Source organism: Cognatazoarcus halotolerans, assembly GCF_009800965.1.
In the GTDB taxonomy this organism is placed as follows: domain Bacteria; phylum Pseudomonadota; class Gammaproteobacteria; order Burkholderiales; family Rhodocyclaceae; genus Cognatazoarcus; species Cognatazoarcus halotolerans.
On sequence record NZ_WUAF01000033.1, the window covers coordinates 1 to 20,316 of the forward strand.

A 20,316-nucleotide genomic window follows, 5' to 3' on the forward strand; every position below is an offset into this window, starting at 1 on the left:
CGAACACCGGCATCGCGGTGCAGGCGCCGGTGATGCGCATGGGCCGGGAGAAGGCCCTGCAGCTGCTGCCCGCGGTACAGCGCGCCGCCCAGGCCCTCGCAAAAATCGAAACCGAGGCAATGCCTGAAGCGGCAAGGAGTGCATAGGGGGCGGCGTCACAAGGCCGGCCCCGTGTTGTGGATTTCGTGCGGCTTTGCCCTGGGTGGGCGGCCGCTGACCTGACAAAGGGTCGGATCGTGTGAATGGCCGTGGTCCGCGCCGGACCTTGCCGGGAGGGCGTCACCGGTTCGACAGCAATGAAACAAGATCGCCGCATTTTTGCCGCGGCAACGACTGGAGACCGACAAGTGACAGACATTACCCAGATCAGCCCGGGCCGCATGGTTTCGGTGCGCGAAGTATTCGGCATCGATTCCGACCTCCAGGTGCCGGCCTTCGACGAGCGCGATGACCACGTCCCCGAGATCGACGAGGCCTACCGCTTCAACCCCGACGTCACGCTCGCCATCCTCGCCGGTTTCAACCGCGACCGGCGGGTGATGGTGCAGGGCCTGCACGGCACCGGCAAATCGACCCATATCGAGCAGGTGGCGGCGCGCCTCAACTGGCCCTGCGTGCGGGTGAACCTCGACGGCCACATCAGTCGGCTCGACCTCGTCGGCAAGGACACCATCGTGGTGCGCGACGGCCTGCAGGTCACCGAATTCCAGGAAGGCATCGTGCCCTGGGCGCTGCAGCGGCCGGTGGCGATGATCTTCGACGAATACGACGCCGGCCGGCCGGACGTGATGTTCGTGATCCAGCGCATTCTCGAACGCGACGGCAAGTTCACCCTGCTCGACCAGAACCGGGTGATCCGCCCGCACCCCTATTTCCGGCTCTTCGCGACCTCGAACACGGTCGGTCTGGGCAACCTCTCGGGCATGTATCACGGCACCCAGGTGCTCAACCATGCGCAGATCGATCGCTGGAACATCGTCGCCACGCTCAACTACCTGCCGCACGAGGAGGAGGTGGCGATCGTGCTGGCGCGCGTGCCGGCAAAGAACTACGACAAGGGTCGCCAGCTCATCGCGCAGATGGTGCAGGTGGCCGACCTGACCCGCAAGGGCTTCGCCGCGGGCGACCTGTCGACGCTGATGTCGCCGCGCACGGTGATCACCTGGGCGGAGAACTGCGAGATCTTCCGCAACCCGCCGCTGGCCTTCCGCCTGTCCTTCCTCAACAAGTGTGATGAAGCCGAGCGGCCGATCGTGGCCGAGTACTACCAGCGCTGCTTCGGTGAGGAACTGGACGAATCGTGGATGCGCGAGGCGCAGTCGTGAGCACTGCCCAGCAGCGGGCGCGCAGGCAGCAGAAGATCGAGGAGCTGTGCGCCGCCACGCTGCGTGCGATGACCGGCGATGCCGAGTTGCATTACCGCGGACGACTCCTGCACCAGGGCGTGCGGCCCTTGCCGATGCATGCGCCGCACCTGCGCGTCGATCCCGACCTCGACGGTTTCGCCGACTGCCGCGCGGCGGCCGATGGCATGGCGCTGCGTCTGCTGCACTCCGACGCCGGATTGCATCGCAGCCTGTGCCCGCCCGGTGGTGTCGAGCGCTTGGTGTTCGAGTGGCTCGAGCAGTTGCGGGTCGAGACCCATGTGCCGGCAGACATGCCCGGCATGGCCGCCAATCTGCACCATCGCTTCGAGGAATGGTCGCGCGCTTTCTATCGCGAGGGGCTTACCGAAGGCCGTCTCGGCATCCTGCTCTACACCGTGGCGCAGATGGCCTGGTCGCGCCTCATGGCGAAACCGGTGCTGGAAGAGACGGAGGACTACATCGAGGGCACCCGGGCCTCGCTGGTAGGCGCGCTCGGTACGCCGCTGGCCGGCATGCGGCGCAGTCGCGACGACCAGCGCGCCTTTGCCCGGCATGCGCTGGAAGTGGTGCGGGTGGTCGGCGAGACCATGCGCGCCGACATGGCGGAAGCCGGCGGTGACGATACGTTGGACGACGCCGAGGAGGAGGACGAAGCAAAGAGCCGCTTTGCGCTGCTGCTGGATTTCGACCAGGACGAAGGCGAGGGCGACAACATTGCTGCCGCGAGCACCGGCCAGAGCAAGGCGTTCGAAGATGCGGAACAGGCCTACCGGGTGTTTACCACGCGCTTCGATACCGAGGTGGCGGCCGGTACCCTGGTGCGCAAGGCGTTGCTACGCGAGTATCGCGAGCGCATCGACAAGCGCATCGTCGAGCAGGGCATCAACCTCCCTCGGCTGGCCCGCATGCTCGGCGCGATCCTCGCACGGCCACAGCGCGATGGCTGGCTCTTCGGCCAGGAGGAGGGGCGCATCGACGGCGCGCGCCTGTCCCAGCTGATCAGCTCGCCGGCCGAGCGCCGCCTGTTCCGCCAGGACCAGTACAAGCCGTCGGCCGACTGCGTGGTGAGCTTCCTGGTGGATTGCTCGGGCTCGATGAAGACTCACGCAGAAGCGGTGACGACGATGATCGACCTGCTGATCCGCGCGCTGGAGATGGTAGGGGTCACCACCGAGCTGCTCGGCTTCACCACCGGGGCATGGAACGGCGGACGTGCATTCAAGGCGTGGATGAGCGGCGGCCGGCCTGCCGATCCGGGGCGGCTCAACGAGGTCACCCACATGATCTTCAAGGAGGGCGACCGCAACTGGCGGCGGGCGCGCCTCGACATGATGGCGCTGCTCAAGCCGGACCTTTTCCGCGAGGGCATCGACGGCGAGGCGGTGGATTGGGCCTGTAACCGCCTGCTCGCGCGCAGCGAGGCGCGGCGCATCCTCATCGTGATCTCGGACGGATGCCCCGCCGACAGCGCGACCGGTCGCGCCAACGACGAGTTCTACCTCGACAACCACCTCAAGGACGTGGTGGCGCGGCGCGAGCAGCAGGGCGCGGTGGAGATCCTCGGGCTGGGAGTCGGGCTGGACCTCAGCCCGTTCTACCGGCGCTGCCTCGCCACCGACATGAGCCAGGCGCTGGACAACAATCTGTTCAACGAGATCGTGCAACTCATTGGCGGCCGGCACCGACGCTAGCAAGGTGGCACGCCGGGCAAGAACCGAAAGGCGAAGGAGAATCGCAATGGCAAAGAAGAGAGTGGTGACCCAGTTCGGCATGGGCACTTCGATCCGCAGCAAGGATTACACCCAGGCCGCGGCGCGCGCGATACGCGATGCGCTGTGGCACAACTCGCTGAACGTGGCGGAGGCATTCGGTTTTCCGAAGACCGCCATGATCATCGATGTCGAGATCGGCGTTCAGCGGCCCGAGGTGGTCGATACGACCGAACTGCTCGGCATCTTTCCCTACGGCCAGCCCACGATCAGGGTGGTGGAGGGCGGTCTCGATGTGCCCAAGCCGGGCGGTGAAGGCCTCAGCGTCATCGCCAACGCAGCAATCATGGTGTCATTCGACATGGAGCCCGCACATGGCTGAGAAGCGCATCATCCTCGAGATGGGGACCGGCAACGATCTCTACGGCGGTGACTACACCAAGGCCGCCATCCGCGCGGTGCACGACGCGCTGCATCATTCTTCGATCGTGCTCTTCAAGTCGCTCGGTTACGACCACGGGAACATGCGGGTGCAGGTCACCGTCGGCGTGCAGGAGCCCGACAAGGTTGACCTCGAACGGGTCGCCGCCGAGCTGCCGCGTGGCTACGCCCGGGTCACCGCGGTGAAGGGCGGGCTCAATGTCGTTGATGCCGAGCAGGACACCACGCATATCGTCGCGACCGCCGCGGTGGAAGCCTTCCTGCCGGTGGAAGAGGGCGCGTGGCGCCTGAGCCAGGCCGGCTGAACCGCGGACCGGTGGGCGGCTGACACCCTTAGGGAGGACGAGACCGGATGCGCAAAGCAGCCGGGCCCCCGTGCAGCATGGCTCAGATCGGCGTCATGCGCTTCTTCGGTGCGTGGCGCATGTGCAGTGACAGCCCGAGCGCCGACATGTGGTGGGAGTTGCGGCCGAGGATGGTCTGCGAGAGCGGGAGGAATTCGGTCTCCTCGAGCTCGGCGTGACAGCGATAACGGCGGACCAGCTCTTCGATGTCGGCCACCTCGATATGGCTGTCATGGCCCTTGGCCACGCGCTTGAGTTCAGCCTCGAGGCGTTTCCAGCGTGACTCCAGGTCGCGGTGCTCGTCGGTGAGCTGCCTGGCGAGCGCCTGCACGCGGTCGCGTTCGGCGCCTTTTTCCGCGCTCGCCAGCACCGCGGGAAAGAGCTCCCGCTCCTCGTCCAGGTGGTGTTCGAAGATCGCTTCGCGGAAGAACTCAAGGGCACTGGCGGCGATTTCCCGGGCACGCGCAGCGGGGCCGAGCAGCGCCGGCAGTTCGTTCAGCATGTCGAGCTTGCGCAGGATGCCGACATGACATTGCGAAAAGTCGTCTACGGGCTGGTGTTCGTTGGTGGAGTCGGATGAGGCGTTCATGGTCCCGTCCTTTGAAAGGGTTGCGATGCGGCGCCCGGAAAACCATCGGATTGCGGGCGAGCGTCGTTCATTTGCCGATCATCAATGCCGGCAGCCAGGTCGAAATCGCGGGTACCGCGGCGATCAATATCAGCACCGCGAACACCGCCGCGAGGAACGGCAGCGTCGCGCGAAACAGCGGCCACATGCGGATGTCGGCCTGCACGATGGCGATGTACAGGCCGGGGCCGACCGGCGGCGTCACCAGGCCGAGCACGGTGGCCACGGTACACACCACGCCGAAGTGGATCGGGTCGATGCCGAGGCTGGTCACCACCGGCATCAGCAGCGGCACCACCACGATGAGCACGCTGATGCTCTCGAGGAACATGCCGAGCAGCAGCATCAGCACGATCACCAGCAGCAGGAACAGGAAGGGCGAGTCGGTAAGCCCGGTCATGTGCTCGACCACCATGTCGGGTACGCCCTGGAAGGCCAGCACCCAGCTGAGCACCGAGGCAACCGCGATGAGGCCGGTGATGGTGGCGGTGTTGGTACCCACCTCGAGCAGGATCGCGGGCAGATCGCGCATTTGCAGTTCGCGATACACCAGGCCGAGCACCAGGGCGATGATCGAGGCCACCGCGCCGGATTCGGTCGGGGTCATCACGCCGCTCATGATGCCGCCGATCACTACCAGCGGAATCACCGCCGGGGCGAGGCCTTCGAGCAGGATCTTGACCGAGGCCGAGCGCTCGCCGCGGGTACCGGCCGGGAGTCCCGGACCGAACACGCCGTAGAGAAAGATCACGATCGCCAGCGCCGAGACGATCAGCACGCCCGGCAGGATGCCGGCGATGAACAGCGGGGCGATCGGCTGCACCGCAACCACGCCGTAGATGATCATCAGCATCGAGGGCGGAATGATCGGTCCGAGCAGGCCCGCGGACACCGTGACCGCACCCGAGAACGCGCGCTTGTAGCCGCTGCGCTCCATGGCCGGGATCATGACCTTGCTCATCACGCCGATCTGCGCCACCGCTGAGCCGAGGATCGATGCGGCCATCGCATTGGTGAACAGGTTCGCGTAGGCCAGACCGCCCTTGAGCCCGCCGACCAGCACCTCGGCCACCGCGATGAGGCGCTGCGTGAGGCCGGCCTTGTTCATGATCTCGCCGACCAGCAGGAACAGCGGAATCGCCAGCAGGCTGTTGATCTCGAGCGCGCCGTAGAACTGGATCGGGATCGAATCGTAGAGGACGGCGAGATCGTTGGTGGCCATGAAGGCCACGGCGCCTGCGAGGATCGCGCCGAAGATCGGAAAGCCGGTGAGCAGCAGACCGAAAAAGACGATAAGCGTGATCATGTGCCGGCCCCCTCATGCTTGATGAGGTCGCGGATATGGCGCAGCACACCGACGAGCTGGTGAAACGACATCGCCGCCATGGCAAGCGGCAGCGCGGAATAGTTGTACCAGCGCGGCAGCTGGGTGGTGGCGCCGAGCTCGATCTGCACCTCCGGACGGGTGATCCACGCGACGCCGAGTTTTGCGACGAAGCCGAGCAGTGCCAGGAAGAGCAGGCCGTGCAACACCGCCAGCCAGTGGCGCCCGCGCGGCGAGAGCGCCTGGGGCAGGAAATCGATCGTCACCAGCTGGCGATGGTGCACCAGCAGGGACAGGCCGAAGAGGGTCGCGAAGACCAGCATCTGGACCGAGATTTCCTCTGCCCAGAACAGCGGTGCATTGAAGAAGTAACGCAGGATGACCTGGACCATCATGATGCAGGTCAGGGCAGCGGTGAGCGCGATGACCAGCACCCGCTCGGCGCTGGCCAGCCAGCGGTCCGCCGACTCGATGGTGTGGATGAACATGGGCGTCCTCTGAGGGCGATGCGGTGCCGCCGGTCGTACGCGGCGGTCACCGGTCAGGTGGGGCTGCCGTAGCAGGTCGCGCGGGCGGACGCGTGGAGTGCCCGCCCGGTGCCGCTCACTTGAGCGCGCTGGCCTGCTTGTAGAAGTCCGCGATCAACGGGTTCTTCGCCGTGTATTTGTCGCGGATCTGCTTGCCCACGGCTTCAAAGGACGAGAGGTCGGCATCGACCACCTTGGCGCCGTCCGCCTTGGCGGTGACAAGGTTGGCCTTGTCAGCGGCGATGGCTTCCTGGAAACCCCAGGCTTCGGCTTCGGCGACGGCCTTGGTGATCATCGCGCGGTCGGCGTCGCTGCGGCTATCCCACCACTTCTTCGAGACCACGATCACGCCCGGGAAGGCCATGTGGTTGGTGAGCGTGAGGTAAGGCGCCTGCTGGTGAAACTTGAGGCCGACCAGTGCATCGAGGTCGATATCCACCGCGTCGAGCAGCTTGGTGGTCAGTGAGGGGGCCACCTCGGAGAGCGGCATGGCGGTTGGTGCTGCGCCGTTTGCGGCCCACCAGTCATTGTAGATCGGGCTCGGGAAGGCGCGGATCTTCTTGTTGGCGAGGTCCTTGGGCGACTTGACCGGCTCCAGCGACAGCACATGACGCATCCCGGCAAAGGTGTAGCCGAGGCCGACCAGGCCATTGGGCTCGAGCCGCTTGAGCATCTCGCGGGCGGCCGGGGTGGACGCGGCGTGCGAGGCATGCTCGACGTCGCGGAAGGCGTAGGGCAGCGACCAGCCGAGGAAGGACTCCTCGCGGTTGGCCAGGCCGGCAGCGGTGAAGATACCGAACTGCACCGCGCCGGCCTGCATCAGGTTGATCATCTGGCCTTCATTACCGAGCTTCTGCAGCGGGCTGACGGTGATCTTCATCTTGCCGCCGGAGGCCTCGGCGAGATTGCTGGCAATGTGTTCGCCAACCTTGTGCCACACATGGCTCGGTGGGGTGATGTGGCCGAGTTTGAGCGACTCGGCGCAGGCCGGCGTGGCGACCAGGCTGCCGAGGGCGATGAGGCCGCCGGCGGTGAGGGCCTTGAGCGATTGGATCAGCTTGTATTTCATGTTTGTCTCCTCCATGGGTAGGTTCTGGCGCGTGGCCGCGCAGTCTTGTTGCTTGCGTTCCCGGTCTACGGCTTGGTGGTCTGTGCCGGTGCGTCCGGCTGGACGGCCGGCGTGGCCTTGCGGAAGGCCTCCAGTTCGTTGCATGCCGCATCTACGGCGACGATGTTCGGATAGGCGGACAGATCCACATTGAAACGGCGCGCGCTCTCTACCTGGGGTACCAGGTAGACGTCGGCGATCGTCGGCGCCTCGCCGAAGCAGAAGGCGCCACGACCAAGGTCGGCAGCGAGCATCGCCTCAATTGCATCGAAACCCGAGCGGATCCAGGTTTCGCACCATGCCTGCACGGCCGTGTCGTCGCAGCCCAGCTGTTTGCGCAGGTATTCGAGGATGCGTCGGTTGTTGATCGGGTGGATGTCGCAGCCGACGATTGCGGCCAGCGCACGCACCCGCGCGCGCTGGGTTGCCTCGGCCGGCAGCAGCGCCGGTGTCGGGTAACGCTCCTCGAGCCACTCGATGATCGCCGGGCTCTGGATCAGCGTGAGGTCGCCATCGACGAGCGCCGGCACCAGTTGTTGCGGGTTGAGCATCTTGAACGCGGCGCCGAGATGTTCTTCGGTGCGCAGATCGACCGCGATGTACTGGTACGCGATGCCCTTGAGGTTGAGCGCGATGCGCAGGCGATGCGAGGTGCCGCTGCGAAAGAAGTTATGGATCTCCATGCTTGCCTCGTGGTCGTGGCGCTCCGGGCGTGTTGCCTGCCCGGAGCGCGGTGTGGATCCCGTCCGGTAACGAACGCGATAACGGGCGCCCTGGTCACCGAAGCGATGAAGGGCGTTCAGTCCTTCGCCAGGCAGTTGCCCACGTTCCAGCCGTAGAGCCACTCCATCGCATCGTAGAAACGCTCAGGCGTGCGGCCGCGCCACAGGTCGTTGCGCACCAGGCGCTCGACGCCCTTGGCATGATAGATACGGCCCATCTCGCGCGAGCTCAGCACGATGCGCGCGGTGCGGGCGATGCGGGAGCGCTGGTAGTGTTCGAATGCCTTGATGAAGTCGTTACCGTGCACCCGCAGCGCTTCACCGAGGGTGACCGCGTCTTCGAGCGCCATGCAGGCACCCTGCGCCATGTACTGGGTGGTCGGGTGGGCGGCGTCGCCGAGCAGGGTGGCGCGACCGAAGGTCCATTGGCCGATCGGTTCGCGGTCGGCGGTCGCCCAGCGCTTCCAGGTCTTGGGCAGCTCGATGAGCTGGCGTGCTTTTGGGCAGATGCCCTGGAAGTAGCTCTCGACCTCTTCCTTGCTGCCGTCGGTCACGCTCCATTCTTCCTGCTGGCGGGAGTGGAAGGTCACCACCACGTTGTATTGCTCGCCGCCGCGCAGCGGATAGTGCACCAGGTGGCAGTTGGGCCCGACCCAGATGCTCGCGGCGTTCCACTGCAGATTTTCGGGAAAGTCCGCCTTGTCGACCACTGCGCGATAGACCACATGGCCGGTGACGCGTGCGGGGTCGCCGACGTACTGTTCGCGCACCACCGATTTGACCCCGTCGCAGCCGATCAGCGCGAGGCCGCGATGGGCGGTGCCATGCTGGTCGTAGACGGTGACGCTGCTGTCGTCCTGCTCGATGCGTTCGACGTGGGTGGAGGTCAGAACCTCGACCCGCCCGGTTTCCTGCGCGCCCTCGAGCAGCGAGAGGTGTACATCGACGCGGTGGATCACCGCGTAGGGGTTGCCGAAGCGCTTGATGAAGGCCTCGCCGGTGGGGATCTTGCCGACCTGGTATTCGTCCAGCGCGTCGTGCATCACCATGTAGTCGGTATAGACGGCGCGGCCGCGCGCCTTGTCGCCGATGCCGAGAGCGTCGAACGCGTGGAACGCGTTGGGGCCGAGCTGGATGCCGGCGCCGATCTCGCCGATCTCCGGGGCTTGCTCCAGTACCTTGACCCTGAAGCCCTGGCGTACCAGCGCCAATGCTGCCGCAAGCCCGCCGATGCCGCCGCCGGCAACGATTACGGGTAGTTGTTGATCGTTCATCTTCCAGTCTCCTTTTGTGGGTTCTTCAGCACGGCTGTCGATGCCGTGCGTGCGTTCTTTTGGTTACCGCCGGTGGCTCATTCGGCGGCGCCGACGGTCAGCGCGATGTCGCCCACGCCATCGACATGGCCGGTGATCACGTCGCCGGGCTTGACCGCGCCCACACCCTCCGGCGTGCCGCTGTAGATCAGGTCGCCGGGCTCGAGGTGGTAGAACGTGGAAAGGTCGGCGATGATCTCGCGCAGATCCCAGATCAGCTTCGAAAGATCCGAACTCTGTTTGGTCTCGCCATTGACCTGCAGGTTGATGGCGCCCTTGTCGAGCACGCCTAGATCGCCGACCGGTACTACCTCGGTGCAGATCGCGGACTTCTCGAAGTTCTTGCCCAGATCCCAGGGGCGGCCCTGTTCGCGGGCGACAAGCTGGAGGTCGCGGCGGGTCATGTCCAGGCCGGCCGCGTAACCGTAGATCAGCTCACCGGCGTTTTCTTCGGCCACCCGGAAGCCGGGCTTGCCGACCACCACGACCAACTCCATCTCGAAGTGGTAGTTGGCCGTTCCGGTGGGGTAGGGCACCGTGGCGCCGGATTCCACCAGCGTGGAGGCATCCTTGATGAAGTAGAAGGGGCGCATGGTCGCTTTGTCGACCGGGCGGTTCATCTCGATGGCGTGGGCGTGGTAGTTGCGGCCGACGCAGAAGATGCGCTTGACCGGCAGGCGCTGCTCGCTGCCGCGCACCGGCAGCGAATAGACCGGGTTGGGGCTCCAGGCGTAGTTGTCTTGTGTCATCTGGTTCTGTCTCCGATGGGGATTGGTTTGCGACGCAGGCGAACGGGTCAGGCCCGTACTTCATAGACGCCGAGCTTCTTGTGCAGCGGGGCCTCGTCGGCGATGAAGACGAAGGCGGGTTGCTCCGACGAGCGGTTCTTGAGCGTCACCGGCGTATAGCCCGGCGCACAGCAGGTATCCGCGGGCGAGAGGTTGAACAGGGCGCGGTCGATTTCGACGTCGGCACCACCTTCTATCAGGTGGAACACCATCGCCGGAGAGCGGGCCGGCAGCTTCAGCGTCTCGCCGGGGCGAAGCATCAGCGCCGAGAAGCCGAGGATGTTCTGGCAGTCGCCGCCGGTTTCGGGATTCACATAGGCGACCTGCACGGCGTCGATCCCCGGCTGACTCTCGGCGAGGCCAAGCAGCGCGGAGCGCGCATCGGACCATGCGTAGCGCAGCATCGGGTAGCGACGGTCGCTGCTGCGGCTGAAGACCGGTGCCGGTACCACGCCGCCGCGGGCGTAGCCGCGCTCGTTCATGGTGGCGCTCACTTCCTGGGCCTTGCCTTCGGTGACGTAGGAGGCCTCCATGTAGTACACCAGCGGCAGGTCGAGCACGTCGAGCCACACCACCGGGTCCTTGCCGTCGTGGCCGTGTTCGTGCCACAGGCCGGTCGGGGTGAGAATCAGGTCGCCGCGGCTCATCGGGCATTTTTCGCCGTCGACCGTGGTGTAGGCGCCTTCGCCTTCGACGATCATGCGCACCGCGTTGGGCGTGTGCTTGTGGGCCGGCGCCCATTCGCCCGGCAGCAGCAGTTGCATGCCGAGGTAGATGCTCGAGCTCGCCTGCATCTTTTCCAGTCCGTGGCCTGGGTTGGCCAGCACCAGCACACGGCGTTCGGCCTTCTCGATCGGCGTAAGCTCGCCGGCTTGCAGCAGCAGCGGGCGCAGTGCCTGGTAGGACCACAGAATCGGCTGGGTCCGCAGGGCGGGCTTGCCCGGCGGGAGTACGCTGCGAAGGCTCGGCCAGAGCGGCACGAGGTTTTGGCGGGTGAGCTTTTCGCGGTAATCCGCGGGTAGATCTTCGAGGGTTCCCAGTGCAAGCATGATGCTGCGTCTCCTTTTGTGCTGCGGTCCCGTGAAAGGCCGTTTTATTGATCTGGATCAATCGACTACCTGTGGAGCGCACTCTAGCGAGGTGATAGCATTCGATCCATGCAATGGATCGAATATGAGTGATTCGAATTTCGAATAGAGGGGCCGTGCGATGCAGATGCTCGACGTAAGACTGCTGAACGTATTCGACGAGATCTACAAGACCCGCAGCGTCAGCCGGGCGGCCGACAATCTGGGACTCGGTCAACCGGCGGTGAGCATTGCGCTGGGCAAATTGCGAACCCATTTCAAGGACCCGCTGTTTGTTCGTACCTCGACCGGCATGGACCCGACGCCGTTCGGCGAGGGCCTGGTACAGCCGATGCGCGCGGCCATCGACGCGATCGAGGTGGCGCTGGGCCACCGCTCGGAATTCGATCCCGCAGAATCACGACGGACCTTCCGCATCGCCATGACCGATATCAGCCAGTTGGTGTTGCTGCCGGATCTCCTGCGCGAGATACGCAAGGTGGCTCCACATGTACTGATCGAGGTTTTCCCGCTGTCGGCAGATACGGCCGGCATGCTCGAGGCGGGTGAAGTGGATCTGGCGCTGGGCTTCATGCCTCAGCTCGATGCCGGTTTCTACCAGCAGGCGCTATTTCGCCAGCATTACGTCTGTCTCGCCAGCGCAGACCATCCGCGCATTCGTGGCCTGCTTGACCTCGCGACCTTTGAGGCCGAGGAGCATGCAGTCGTCACCACCTCGGGCACCGGCCACCGGATCGTCGAGCGCGAGATGGCACGCCTCAATATCACGCACCGCGTGGCACTTTGGATCCCGAGTTTCCTGGGCGTCACCTTTGTTGTCGAAAGCACCGACCTGCTGGTGACCATTCCCGCGCGTCTGGGCGAATTGCTCGCCGGACGCGGCCATTTCAATGTGCATCCGGTGCCGTTTCCCTTGCCCGACTACGCGGTCAAGCAACACTGGCACGAGCGCTATCACCACGACCCGGGCAGTCGCTGGTTGCGCGGTCTGGTCAGGGACCTGCTGTCGGAAATCCGGGGGGAGGATGAATTGTCGTGAGCCCCGATCTTGCTGCGGGCATGGCGAGCGGGGTGACCAAACGATCACCCCGGGCGTCGCTCTGGCGGCCTCCCGGCTTGCACGCAAGCGCTCACGGACGCCATCCGATTGCTTGTCAGAGCGGTTTGCGAATGGTCATCGCGCCGCGGATGTCGCCGACCTTGTAGCCGGTGGCCTGGTCGGCGGGATACAGCGATTCGAGCTTCGTGCGCACCGCCGGGCCGATGTCCGCGCTGCTGCCGTGGCAGGCAAGACACAGCGGTTGAGTCGGCAGGGCTTTCATGTAGCGGTAGGATCTGCCGTCGCCGTCGGCAACGATCTCACCCTTCTCCAGCGTGGCTGGCGCCTCACCCGCGGCGGCACGGCGGTCGAATTCCTCGAGGGCGGTACGTTCCCAGGCATCGGGTACGGCCTTGGGGTTGCGGTTCTTCAGGCTGACGCGGCGAATCATCCAGCCGGTCTTTGCCGAGGCCTCCTTGGCCATCTGCGGTGCCTTGTCGCGACAGACACTGATCGCGCCTTCCGGCCCGCCTTTCTCGATCTCGCTCTTGAGTACTGCCAGCAGTTTTGGCGGGATGCCGGATGCAACGCCGCGGGCTTCTTCGAGCAGGGCGGTTTCGTCGGCGAACGCCAGCGTGCTCACGGGGGCGAGGAGGGCGCAGGCGAGGAGGGCAAGGGTCGGCTTTTTCATGGGTTCTCCAGTCGGACGGTTTATTAGGGAATGATTATGCACTCGATGGTGCCGGCATACCACCCGTCAACGCCATCCGCGCGCGGCCCCCCGGTAGCGGCCGAAAGATGACCGTGGACTATCCCATCCGCGAGCCACTAGACTACCGCAGCCTATCCGGGCGTTCGGACGGAGCCCGCACGTGCATCGTGATGCTACGGCGGGTCGCCGCTTCCTCATCCGGCAGGCGCTAGCACGCAGCATTCACGATCGGCTACAGGAGATGCAGATGCGGATTGGTAAACCTTTAGCCTTGGCGGCTACTTTGTCAGCCTGTGCCCTGACGGTGGCGCCATCGATGGCGGCTCCATGCGCACCGCCGGGCGAACTGCGCGAAGCCAGGCCACTGGCGATTCGTGCCTACGTGCACAGTACCGGCAAGCAGGTTTTGACTCTGGCGGGGTACTCCGGGGCGGAATATGAGGATCCCGCCGCGATGCGAGCAACGGTAGTCAAGGCGCTGGCCGGCAGGGACCCCGGTACATGGATCGTCAATATCGGCGCCACAGCCGCCGGCATCGGCGCGGCCTATCCGGTGGCCAAGGCGCTCGGCTTCACCACCATGGGAATCGTCTCTGTGCTGGCCAGGGACGAGGGCGCCGCCTTGTCCGATTGCGTGGATATCGTGTTCTACGTGCCGGATACGTCTTGGGGCGGATTGACCGCTGCCGGACACTTGTCGCCGACCTCCGTCGCCATCGTCGAGACCGGTACCGAATTCCTTGCGATCGGCGGCGGAGAGGTCACGCGTGACGAGATGGCGGCAGCCCGACGCGCCGGAAAGCCGGTGATTTTCGTTGCCGCCGACATGAATCACGAGATCGCCCGCAAACGGGCTTTGCGCAAGGGTCTGCCCGAGCCGGTGGACTTTCGCGGTGCGGCCCATTCGGCGTTGTGAGCAGCGGATACACCTGCCCGAAATATCACGATGGATGGTCGACCCCGTCTCCGGGAGACGCGAAGGCCGAACCGCGTGCTGACCGCGGTAAAGGCAGTGCGTTCGAGTTTGTTTGCACGGAGCGGTGAGGATCGCGACAAGGCTTGTGGTTGCACTGAACTGCCCTGCAGCGGCGGGTGTGCGCATGGTCAGGCCTACATTCACTTCGATTGCGTGACCGTCATGCTTCGGGATACTCGGCAGCATGATGCCGGCTTGCATCCCGATATGAGAGGGAGCGGGGCATTGTTGTGCCGAACACGGCACGTCTCTTCGGCTGAGTCTCTGCTGTGTCGCAATCCAAGACTCCAGCGCCTTGTGCTAAAATCTCGAGATATTTTGTGATTAACGAGCGAGGAAGGCGCAATGCCGATGGATATCAAGCTCTCCGTTCTCGACCAGAGTCCCGCCCATCCGCTGGAAACGGCGCCGGGCTGCGCCAATGCGGGCCAGATGTCCATCGCCCTGGCCAGGGCCTGCGATTCCCAAGGTTATCACCGCTACTGGGTGGCCGAGCACCATAACAGCCCGCAGTTCGCCGGGCCTGCCCCGGAGATCCTCGTGGCAGGCATCGCCAGCGTCACCGAGCACATGCGGGTGGGCAGTGGCGGCGTGATGCTAAGCCATTACAGCCCGTACAAGGTGGCCGAGGTATTCAACATGCTGTGCGCGCTTTTCCCGGGCCGGATCGATCTGGGCATCGGTCGCGCGCCGGGCGGGGATGCGCGCGCCGCCTCGGCGCTGGCCTGGCCGTCCAGTCCGCTCGAGCCGAACCACTATCCGGCCCAGGCGGCAACCCTCAAGGGGCTGGTGACGCAGACACTGCCGGCGGATCACCCGTGGGCAGGCCTGCACATCAGCCCGCAGCTTGGCAGTGGCCCGGAGCTGTGGATGCTTGGCTCGGGCGGCGGTAGCGCGGCGCTGGCCGGTCAGCTCGGGATGTCGCTGGCGCTGGCCCGCTTCATCTCGGCCGACCACTGTCATCCCGAAATCTTCGATGCTCATGACCAGGCCTGGCGTGCGGCCGGCCACGAAGGCACGCCCCGGCGCATGCTGGCCATTGCCGGCTTCTGCGCCGAGACGCGTGAGGAGGCGATGGAATTGGCCAGTACCGCCATCTATCGCAAGATGATGGTGCAGATCGGAGGTCAGGACGCGCTGCTGTCGCCCGCAGTGGTGCAGGATCGACGCAAGCGCTTTTCGCCGTCAGAAGAGGCCGAATATCGGCACATCGAATCCGGCTACACCATCGGCACGCCCGAACAGTGTCGTGCGGAGATCGAGGCCCTGGCGAAAGCTTTCGGAAGCGACGAGATCGCCGTCGTGACGGTGACTCATGATTTTGTTGCGCGGGTGAACAGCTACAGGCTGCTGGCCGGCGCATTCACGGGTTAGCGACTGGCCGGCCTGATCGGCCGCCGGATACCAGGTCTTGAACGCCGGCATGGTTCCGAGCCCCGCCTGTCCTGCCAGCGAGGGCGGCGACGGAGCGGCGGTCGTCATCGCGGATCTGCAGGCTTTGCCGATCACCCTCGATGTATCGCTCCCGCTGCGTACCACTCGATCATCCTGAGCGAGTTTCCGTATCCGTGGCGAATCTGTTCTTCGTCATAGCGGTGCCGGGTACCGACCGGGCAGCTGATCCTTGCAAGACAGGTTTGCGCGCAGGCGGAGCCGGCTCGGCGGCGGTAGGCGATGCAGCGCGGGAGATCGAAGTCGCCGCTTTCCATCGCGTTTGCCGGGCAGGCGGTGGTGCAGGGTTTTGCGCTGCATCGATTGCAGGGTGATTCGCCTTGCGAGACAGGCGTGGGCGCAATTCCGGTGCCGGCGAGCAGGGCGACGCGATAGGCGAACCAGGTGCCCCAGCGCGCGTTGATTCCTATCTTGAAGGGGCTGGAGTGGTGCCATCCGGCGAGGCGGCCGAGGCTTTGCAGATCGAGTGGCGCATCGCCGGGATAGAGGTGCTGCGAGGGCGTGTTGCCGTAATGCGCGGCGAACCATTCATCGACGGTCCGCGTGCTGAAATCGTCAATGGGGTCGGTGCTGTCAAGGCTAGCTGCCTTGACCGACGCCCAGAGCGTCGGGCCGGCGTTGCCGATGAGGATCAGCTGGCGATATCGATCCGGGTCGTCCGCAAGACTGGCGAGGCGTGTGCGCAGCCCTTCAGGCAGGGCGGCGATGTCGAATACCGCCTGCAGGTTGAGACCGACCCGCTCAAGGGCGCCGAAGTCGCCGGCGGTCACGCGTCTGCCTCGATGCTCGCCAGTGCTTCCTCGAGCTCCGCTGCCGAAGCAGGGCGGACGAGTCGGGCGCGTTCGCTACCCTTGTTCAAGACGATCAGCGTAGGCCACAGTCGCACCGCGAAGCTGCGGCCGAGGCGCCTGCCGGGGCCGTCTTCCACGCGGACGTGACGGACCGTGGGATGACGCGACAGCACCTCGGCAACCATTGTCTCGGCGGCGCGACAGTGGCCGCACCAGTTGGTGCCGAAGTCGAGAACGAGCGGCTCGTCGAAGGCGTCCACTTCGGCACGGGTGATCGGGGTTTCGGTGTAGCGGAGTGCTTGGGGCATGGCATGCGGTGACGGTTTCACGACAGGGCTAGAGCATAGATCAAGCGCTCGCATCCTGCGCAAGAGGCCCCGCGGCCGCTGCCCTCCAGCCAGGCACTCAGGCTCGAGCTGGCACCGCCTCGATTTCGATCTGGCGACGCTTGCGTCGGCCGATCCATGCTGCCGACAACGCGCTGACCAGGCCGGCGAACAGCACGTAGGCACAGATCAGCCATGGTTCGCCATTGTTTTTCTGCAGTAGGTAGGTGGCGATCATCGGCGTGATGCCGCTCGCGAAGATGCCGGAGAACTGATAGACGAAGGAGATCCCCGAGTAGCGGACCCTGGCGTCGAATAGTTCGGCGAAGAGTGCCGCTTCAGGCCCATAGATCGATGCATAGAACACGCCGAACGGGATGATGATGGCCAGCCACACCATGAGCATGCTGCCGCCACTGTTCTTCATGAACCAGAACCCGGCGAAGGCCGACAGGCCGGTGAGCAGCGATCCCCAGAAGTAGATACGGGTGCGGCCGATCTTGTCCGAGAGATGACCGAACAAGGGAATGGTGAGGATCATCACCAATGCCGCGGCCATCACGCCGAGCAGCGCGTCGGTGCGGGTGAGATGCAGCGTCTGGGTGAGATAGGCGATCGAGAACACCCCGAAGATGTTGAAGAACACGCCGTCGATGTAGCGCGCGCCCATGCCGGCCAGCACGTTGCCGGAATGTTTGGTGAGCACTTCCTTGATGGGGAGCTTGATCTCCTCGCCTGAGGCCTTGACCTTGGCGAACTCGGGCGTTTCTGTGACATTGAGACGGATGTACATGCCGACCGAGACCAGCGCGAAGGACAGCAGAAAGGCAATGCGCCAGCCCCATGCAAGGAACTGCGCGTCGCTGAGCAGCGACGACAGTCCGGCGACCACCCCGGAGGCAAGACACAAGCCCAGCGCCAGGCCGATCTGCGGGATGCTTGCGTAAAAGCCGCGTTTTCCCTTGGGTGCGTACTCGAAGGACATCAGCACCGCGCCACCCCACTCGCCGCCCAGACCGATACCCTGCGCCACGCGCAGGATCAGCAGCAGGACGGGTGCCCAGATGCCGATCTGTTCGTAGGTGGGCACGAGGCCGATCAGCACTGTCGCGGCGCCCATGATCATGAGGGTCATCACCAGCATGCTCTTGCGGCCGAGCTTGTCACCGAAGTGGCCGAAGATCACGCCGCCGAGTGGCCGGCTCAGAAAGCCGACGGCGAAGGTGCCGTAGGCCAGCATGGTCGAAACCAGCGGATCGTCGGAAGGGAAGTAGAGCTTGTTGAAGACGATGCCGGCGACGACGCCATAGAGGAAGAAGTCGTACCACTCGATGGTCGCGCCGATCAGGCTGGCACTGACCACGCGCCTGACGTCCTTTGGATCTTTCCTTGCTGCCTGGTTCATTGTTTGTCTCCGCGGGTGTTCTATGTGTGGCCCTTGTTGCCGGCCGTGCCTTGTCCGCGATGGCCGGGTGTGTGCCCGGATCCGGCGCAACGAAGACGGGGCCGCGATGAAGATGAAGCGGCCTCTTTCACGGCAAGCTATGTCCACTATTTATTCATAAATAAATAACACCAAGTGCAATCGAATGAAATTCGACGATTTGAAACGCAACCGGGCCGCGATGTGCCAAAACGCGGGAAGGACCGGTTCGACGCACTCGGCCTTCTGAAAGGCAGGCCGAAGCAGTGCGGGTTCTTGCGGTGCTGGAAGAGGCAATGGCCGCGAATGTCTTCGCGGCCATTGCCTCTTTCTAAGCGTTGCGTGTTCGATCAGGTTGGCTGCCGGCGCCCTGACCGGGTCAGCCCGGCGAGGGAATCAGCCCCAACGAGAGCCACGGGATGAAGGCGATCAGCAGCCACGAGACGATGAGCCCGAGCATGTACATCACCGCGAAACGCACCAGTTTCGAATAGGGTATGCCGGTCACGCCGCTCGCCACGAACAGGTTCAGGCCGAACGGCGGGGTGATGAAGCCGATGGCCGCGCCGACCAGGAAGATGACCGAGAAATGCACCGGATCGACGCCTGTCGCCACCGCGATCGGTGCGAGTATCGGCGCGAAAATGACGGTGACCGGCAGGCTTTCGAGAATGCAGCCTGCGGCCAGCACGATGGCCATGCACACCAGCAAGACGGTGGTTTCTCCGTTGCCGAACCAGGCTACGAAGGCCGAGACCGCGTCGGCCGCGCCGAGCAGACCGAACACTTGTTGCATGACGATCGAGATGGCAATCATCGGCGCCAGCATGCCGGTGAGCTGGCCGGAGCGCAGCAGGATGTCGGGCAGGGCCTTCCATTTGATTTCGCGGGTCAGCAGCAGGCCCGCGACGAGGCAGAATCCGACCGTGATCGCCGCCGCTTCGGTGGGCGAGAAAATGCCCGAATAGATGCCGAAGATGACGATGAAGATCGCGAAGAAGCCGAGGTAGGCATCCCTGGCGCTGCGCAGCACCCGTTTCATGTCCAGTGGCGTGACCGAGCCCCAGCCGTTCTTGCGGCACATCCACCAGCACACCGCCTGCATTGCGATCACCATCAGCATGCCCGGCAGGATGCCGGCGACGAACAGGTCCGAGATCGACAGGTTCATCAGGAAGCCATACACGATGAAGATGATCGACGGCGGGATGATGATGCCGACCGTGCCGCCGGCGGCAGCCGTGGCGGCGGCGAAACGGCTGTCGTAACCATCCTTCACCAGCAGCGGATGCATGATGCCGCCGATGGTCGCGGTGGTCGCCGAGTTGGAACCGGAGATTGCCGCGAAAAGGCCGCACGAGCCGATCGTTGCGAGGCCGAGGCCGCCGCGCATCCAGCTCAGGCAGGCGTGGGCGAAGTTCGCCAGGCGGGTGGCGATGCCCGCCGCGGCGATCAGGTCGCCGGTGAGGATGAACAGCGGTAGCGACAACAGTCCGAAGAAGTTCAGCCCCTCGAACAGGGTCACGCCGATGTTTGCGAGCGTGAAATCGATGACCACCGACACGCCGGTGACCCACAGGGCGATCACCAGGAAGATGGGGACGCCGAGCAGGAACAGCCCGACGACGCCCAGCGAGACGAGTGTGATGAGTACAGAGTTGTCCATGATCGTTCCTCAGTCTCCGCCGATGGTCTGGATTTCGACCAGGAAGGGTTCGCGCCGCCGGTAGCGGCCGATGTCCTGCGCCAGATTCTGCAGTGCGCGGATGATCAGCAGCCCCCAGCCGATCGGCGTGGCAAGGTAGAACCACCATTGCATGATGTCGTCGGTGCCCTGAACGATCGCGAAGTTGTCGTAGGCAAGCTGGGTCTGCTCGACGGTGTAGACCGCGACGATGGTGCCGAAGCCGATCCACAGGAGGGTGTCGAGCCACATCATGGCGAACTGCATCCCGTAGGGCATGCGCAGGCGCAAATCGTTGAACACCAGGTGGGTCCGCTGCTTGACGTTGTAGGCGCAGCCCACCCACGCCACCCAAAGGAACAGGTAGATCGGAATCGACGTGCTCCAGGCAATCTGACTGCTGAAGACATAGCGTTCGACGACCGCGTAGACGATGATCAGCGCCATGCTGGAGTAGGCGACAAGGATGAGTGAGCGTTCGGCGTTGCGGTCAAACCACCGGAGTAGCGCCATCAGGTAGGACATGCGAATGCCTCCTAGAACATGACAGGGGA

The 20,316-nt window shown here is 64.7% G+C and carries 21 protein-coding genes; 7 read left to right on the forward strand and 14 right to left on the reverse strand.

Annotated elements, in window-relative coordinates; genetic code table 11:
• Positions 1–347 precede the first annotated feature (347 nt).
• Genes GQB03_RS21955 through GQB03_RS21970 form a run of 4 tightly spaced genes read left to right on the forward strand, consistent with a single transcriptional unit; the run spans position 348 to position 3,822 of the window.
• The gene (locus GQB03_RS21955; RefSeq protein WP_159693836.1) at positions 348–1,325 is read left to right on the forward strand and encodes an AAA family ATPase; all 978 of its coding nucleotides are present in this window, start codon (positions 348–350) and stop codon (positions 1,323–1,325) included.
• Complete coding sequence (locus GQB03_RS21960; protein WP_159693838.1) at positions 1,322–3,058, forward strand: cobaltochelatase CobT-related protein; 1,737 nt, start codon at positions 1,322–1,324, stop codon at positions 3,056–3,058. Before GQB03_RS21955 ends, GQB03_RS21960 begins: the two co-directional genes overlap by 4 nt.
• A gap of 46 nt (positions 3,059–3,104) precedes the next feature.
• Positions 3,105–3,458, forward strand: a complete 354-nt coding sequence (locus GQB03_RS21965) for a Lin0512 family protein (RefSeq protein ID WP_159693840.1) — start codon at positions 3,105–3,107, stop codon at positions 3,456–3,458.
• Complete coding sequence (locus tag GQB03_RS21970; protein ID WP_159693842.1) at positions 3,451–3,822, forward strand: Lin0512 family protein; 372 nt, start codon at positions 3,451–3,453, stop codon at positions 3,820–3,822. Before GQB03_RS21965 ends, GQB03_RS21970 begins: the two co-directional genes overlap by 8 nt.
• A gap of 82 nt (positions 3,823–3,904) precedes the next feature.
• On the opposite strand, the gene GQB03_RS21975 is transcribed toward GQB03_RS21970, so the two are convergent.
• The 8 genes from GQB03_RS21975 to GQB03_RS22010 all read right to left on the reverse strand — a co-directional run bounded on the left by GQB03_RS21975 (position 3,905) and on the right by GQB03_RS22010 (position 11,320).
• Complete coding sequence (locus GQB03_RS21975; protein ID WP_159693844.1) at positions 3,905–4,450, reverse strand: hemerythrin domain-containing protein; 546 nt, start codon at positions 4,448–4,450, stop codon at positions 3,905–3,907.
• 67 nt (positions 4,451–4,517) lie between these two features.
• Positions 4,518–5,795, reverse strand: coding sequence for a TRAP transporter large permease (locus tag GQB03_RS21980; RefSeq protein ID WP_159693846.1), 1,278 nt, complete (start codon positions 5,793–5,795; stop codon positions 4,518–4,520).
• A complete protein-coding gene (locus GQB03_RS21985) occupies positions 5,792–6,301 on the reverse strand; it encodes a TRAP transporter small permease (protein ID WP_159693848.1) in 510 nt (169 codons plus the stop codon). The genes GQB03_RS21980 and GQB03_RS21985 overlap by 4 nt, the downstream gene beginning before the upstream one ends.
• A 115-nt stretch (positions 6,302–6,416) precedes the next feature.
• On the reverse strand, positions 6,417–7,409 hold the full coding sequence (locus tag GQB03_RS21990; protein ID WP_159693850.1) for a TRAP transporter substrate-binding protein: 993 nt from the start codon (positions 7,407–7,409) through the stop codon (positions 6,417–6,419).
• 65 nt (positions 7,410–7,474) lie between these two features.
• Entirely contained in the window at positions 7,475–8,131 is a 657-nt protein-coding gene (gene maiA / locus GQB03_RS21995) for a maleylacetoacetate isomerase (protein ID WP_159693852.1), read from the reverse strand.
• Between the two features lie 116 nt (positions 8,132–8,247).
• Positions 8,248–9,444 carry a 3-hydroxybenzoate 6-monooxygenase gene (locus tag GQB03_RS22000; protein ID WP_159693854.1) on the reverse strand — a complete coding sequence of 399 codons (1,197 nt, stop codon included), beginning with the start codon at positions 9,442–9,444 and terminating at the stop codon, positions 8,248–8,250.
• Positions 9,445–9,521: 77 nt separating this feature from the next.
• Complete coding sequence (locus GQB03_RS22005) at positions 9,522–10,232, reverse strand: fumarylacetoacetate hydrolase family protein (protein ID WP_159693856.1); 711 nt, start codon at positions 10,230–10,232, stop codon at positions 9,522–9,524.
• A gap of 47 nt (positions 10,233–10,279) precedes the next feature.
• Positions 10,280–11,320: a cupin domain-containing protein gene (locus GQB03_RS22010; RefSeq protein ID WP_159693858.1), complete on the reverse strand. Its 1,041-nt coding sequence runs from the start codon at positions 11,318–11,320 to the stop codon at positions 10,280–10,282.
• 160 nt (positions 11,321–11,480) lie between these two features.
• Between GQB03_RS22010 and GQB03_RS22015 the strand changes: the two genes are divergently transcribed.
• Entirely contained in the window at positions 11,481–12,398 is a 918-nt protein-coding gene (locus GQB03_RS22015; protein ID WP_159693860.1) for a LysR family transcriptional regulator, read from the forward strand.
• Positions 12,399–12,513: 115 nt separating this feature from the next.
• Here the strand turns inward: GQB03_RS22015 and GQB03_RS22020 are convergent, their stop codons facing one another.
• Positions 12,514–13,089, reverse strand: a complete 576-nt coding sequence (locus GQB03_RS22020) for a Tll0287-like domain-containing protein (RefSeq protein WP_159693862.1) — start codon at positions 13,087–13,089, stop codon at positions 12,514–12,516.
• A gap of 337 nt (positions 13,090–13,426) precedes the next feature.
• On the opposite strand from GQB03_RS22020, the gene GQB03_RS22025 reads away from it, so the two are divergent.
• Positions 13,427–14,026 (forward strand): hypothetical protein, encoded by a 600-nt coding sequence (locus GQB03_RS22025; RefSeq protein WP_159693864.1) that lies wholly within the window; start codon positions 13,427–13,429, stop codon positions 14,024–14,026.
• A 405-nt stretch (positions 14,027–14,431) separates the two neighbouring features.
• On the forward strand, positions 14,432–15,460 hold the full coding sequence (locus GQB03_RS22030; protein ID WP_200832380.1) for an MsnO8 family LLM class oxidoreductase: 1,029 nt from the start codon (positions 14,432–14,434) through the stop codon (positions 15,458–15,460).
• A 131-nt stretch (positions 15,461–15,591) separates the two neighbouring features.
• On the opposite strand, the gene GQB03_RS22035 is transcribed toward GQB03_RS22030, so the two are convergent.
• The 5 genes from GQB03_RS22035 to GQB03_RS22055 all read right to left on the reverse strand — a co-directional run bounded on the left by GQB03_RS22035 (position 15,592) and on the right by GQB03_RS22055 (position 20,287).
• Entirely contained in the window at positions 15,592–16,308 is a 717-nt protein-coding gene (locus GQB03_RS22035) for a hypothetical protein (RefSeq protein ID WP_159693866.1), read from the reverse strand.
• A complete protein-coding gene (locus GQB03_RS22040; protein ID WP_159693868.1) occupies positions 16,305–16,637 on the reverse strand; it encodes a thioredoxin family protein in 333 nt (110 codons plus the stop codon). The genes GQB03_RS22035 and GQB03_RS22040 overlap by 4 nt, the downstream gene beginning before the upstream one ends.
• 97 nt (positions 16,638–16,734) lie before the next feature.
• Positions 16,735–18,060: an MFS transporter gene (locus GQB03_RS22045; protein ID WP_159693870.1), complete on the reverse strand. Its 1,326-nt coding sequence runs from the start codon at positions 18,058–18,060 to the stop codon at positions 16,735–16,737.
• A 397-nt stretch (positions 18,061–18,457) separates the two neighbouring features.
• Positions 18,458–19,744, reverse strand: coding sequence for a TRAP transporter large permease (locus GQB03_RS22050; protein WP_159693872.1), 1,287 nt, complete (start codon positions 19,742–19,744; stop codon positions 18,458–18,460).
• A 9-nt stretch (positions 19,745–19,753) separates the two neighbouring features.
• Positions 19,754–20,287 carry a TRAP transporter small permease gene (locus tag GQB03_RS22055; RefSeq protein WP_159693874.1) on the reverse strand — a complete coding sequence of 178 codons (534 nt, stop codon included), beginning with the start codon at positions 20,285–20,287 and terminating at the stop codon, positions 19,754–19,756.
• Positions 20,288–20,316 lie beyond the last annotated feature (29 nt).

Coding starts and splice junctions, on each gene's coding strand:
- GQB03_RS21975 (WP_159693844.1), bottom strand. CDS start 4,450: ATGAACGCCTCATCCGACTCCACCAACGAACACCAGCCCGTAGACGAC.
- GQB03_RS21985 (WP_159693848.1), bottom strand. CDS start 6,301: ATGTTCATCCACACCATCGAGTCGGCGGACCGCTGGCTGGCCAGCGCC.
- GQB03_RS22000 (WP_159693854.1), bottom strand. CDS start 9,444: ATGAACGATCAACAACTACCCGTAATCGTTGCCGGCGGCGGCATCGGC.
- GQB03_RS21970 (WP_159693842.1), top strand. CDS start 3,451: ATGGCTGAGAAGCGCATCATCCTCGAGATGGGGACCGGCAACGATCTC.
- GQB03_RS22040 (WP_159693868.1), bottom strand. CDS start 16,637: ATGCCCCAAGCACTCCGCTACACCGAAACCCCGATCACCCGTGCCGAA.
- GQB03_RS22045 (WP_159693870.1), bottom strand. CDS start 18,060: ATGAACCAGGCAGCAAGGAAAGATCCAAAGGACGTCAGGCGCGTGGTC.
- GQB03_RS21980 (WP_159693846.1), bottom strand. CDS start 5,795: ATGATCACGCTTATCGTCTTTTTCGGTCTGCTGCTCACCGGCTTTCCG.
- GQB03_RS22050 (WP_159693872.1), bottom strand. CDS start 19,744: ATGGACAACTCTGTACTCATCACACTCGTCTCGCTGGGCGTCGTCGGG.
- GQB03_RS22005 (WP_159693856.1), bottom strand. CDS start 10,232: ATGACACAAGACAACTACGCCTGGAGCCCCAACCCGGTCTATTCGCTG.
- maiA (WP_159693852.1), bottom strand. CDS start 8,131: ATGGAGATCCATAACTTCTTTCGCAGCGGCACCTCGCATCGCCTGCGC.
- GQB03_RS22030 (WP_200832380.1), top strand. CDS start 14,432: ATGCCGATGGATATCAAGCTCTCCGTTCTCGACCAGAGTCCCGCCCAT.
- GQB03_RS22020 (WP_159693862.1), bottom strand. CDS start 13,089: ATGAAAAAGCCGACCCTTGCCCTCCTCGCCTGCGCCCTCCTCGCCCCC.
- GQB03_RS22055 (WP_159693874.1), bottom strand. CDS start 20,287: ATGTCCTACCTGATGGCGCTACTCCGGTGGTTTGACCGCAACGCCGAA.
- GQB03_RS21965 (WP_159693840.1), top strand. CDS start 3,105: ATGGCAAAGAAGAGAGTGGTGACCCAGTTCGGCATGGGCACTTCGATC.
- GQB03_RS22010 (WP_159693858.1), bottom strand. CDS start 11,320: ATGCTTGCACTGGGAACCCTCGAAGATCTACCCGCGGATTACCGCGAA.
- GQB03_RS22025 (WP_159693864.1), top strand. CDS start 13,427: ATGGCGGCTCCATGCGCACCGCCGGGCGAACTGCGCGAAGCCAGGCCA.
- GQB03_RS21990 (WP_159693850.1), bottom strand. CDS start 7,409: ATGAAATACAAGCTGATCCAATCGCTCAAGGCCCTCACCGCCGGCGGC.
- GQB03_RS22015 (WP_159693860.1), top strand. CDS start 11,481: ATGCAGATGCTCGACGTAAGACTGCTGAACGTATTCGACGAGATCTAC.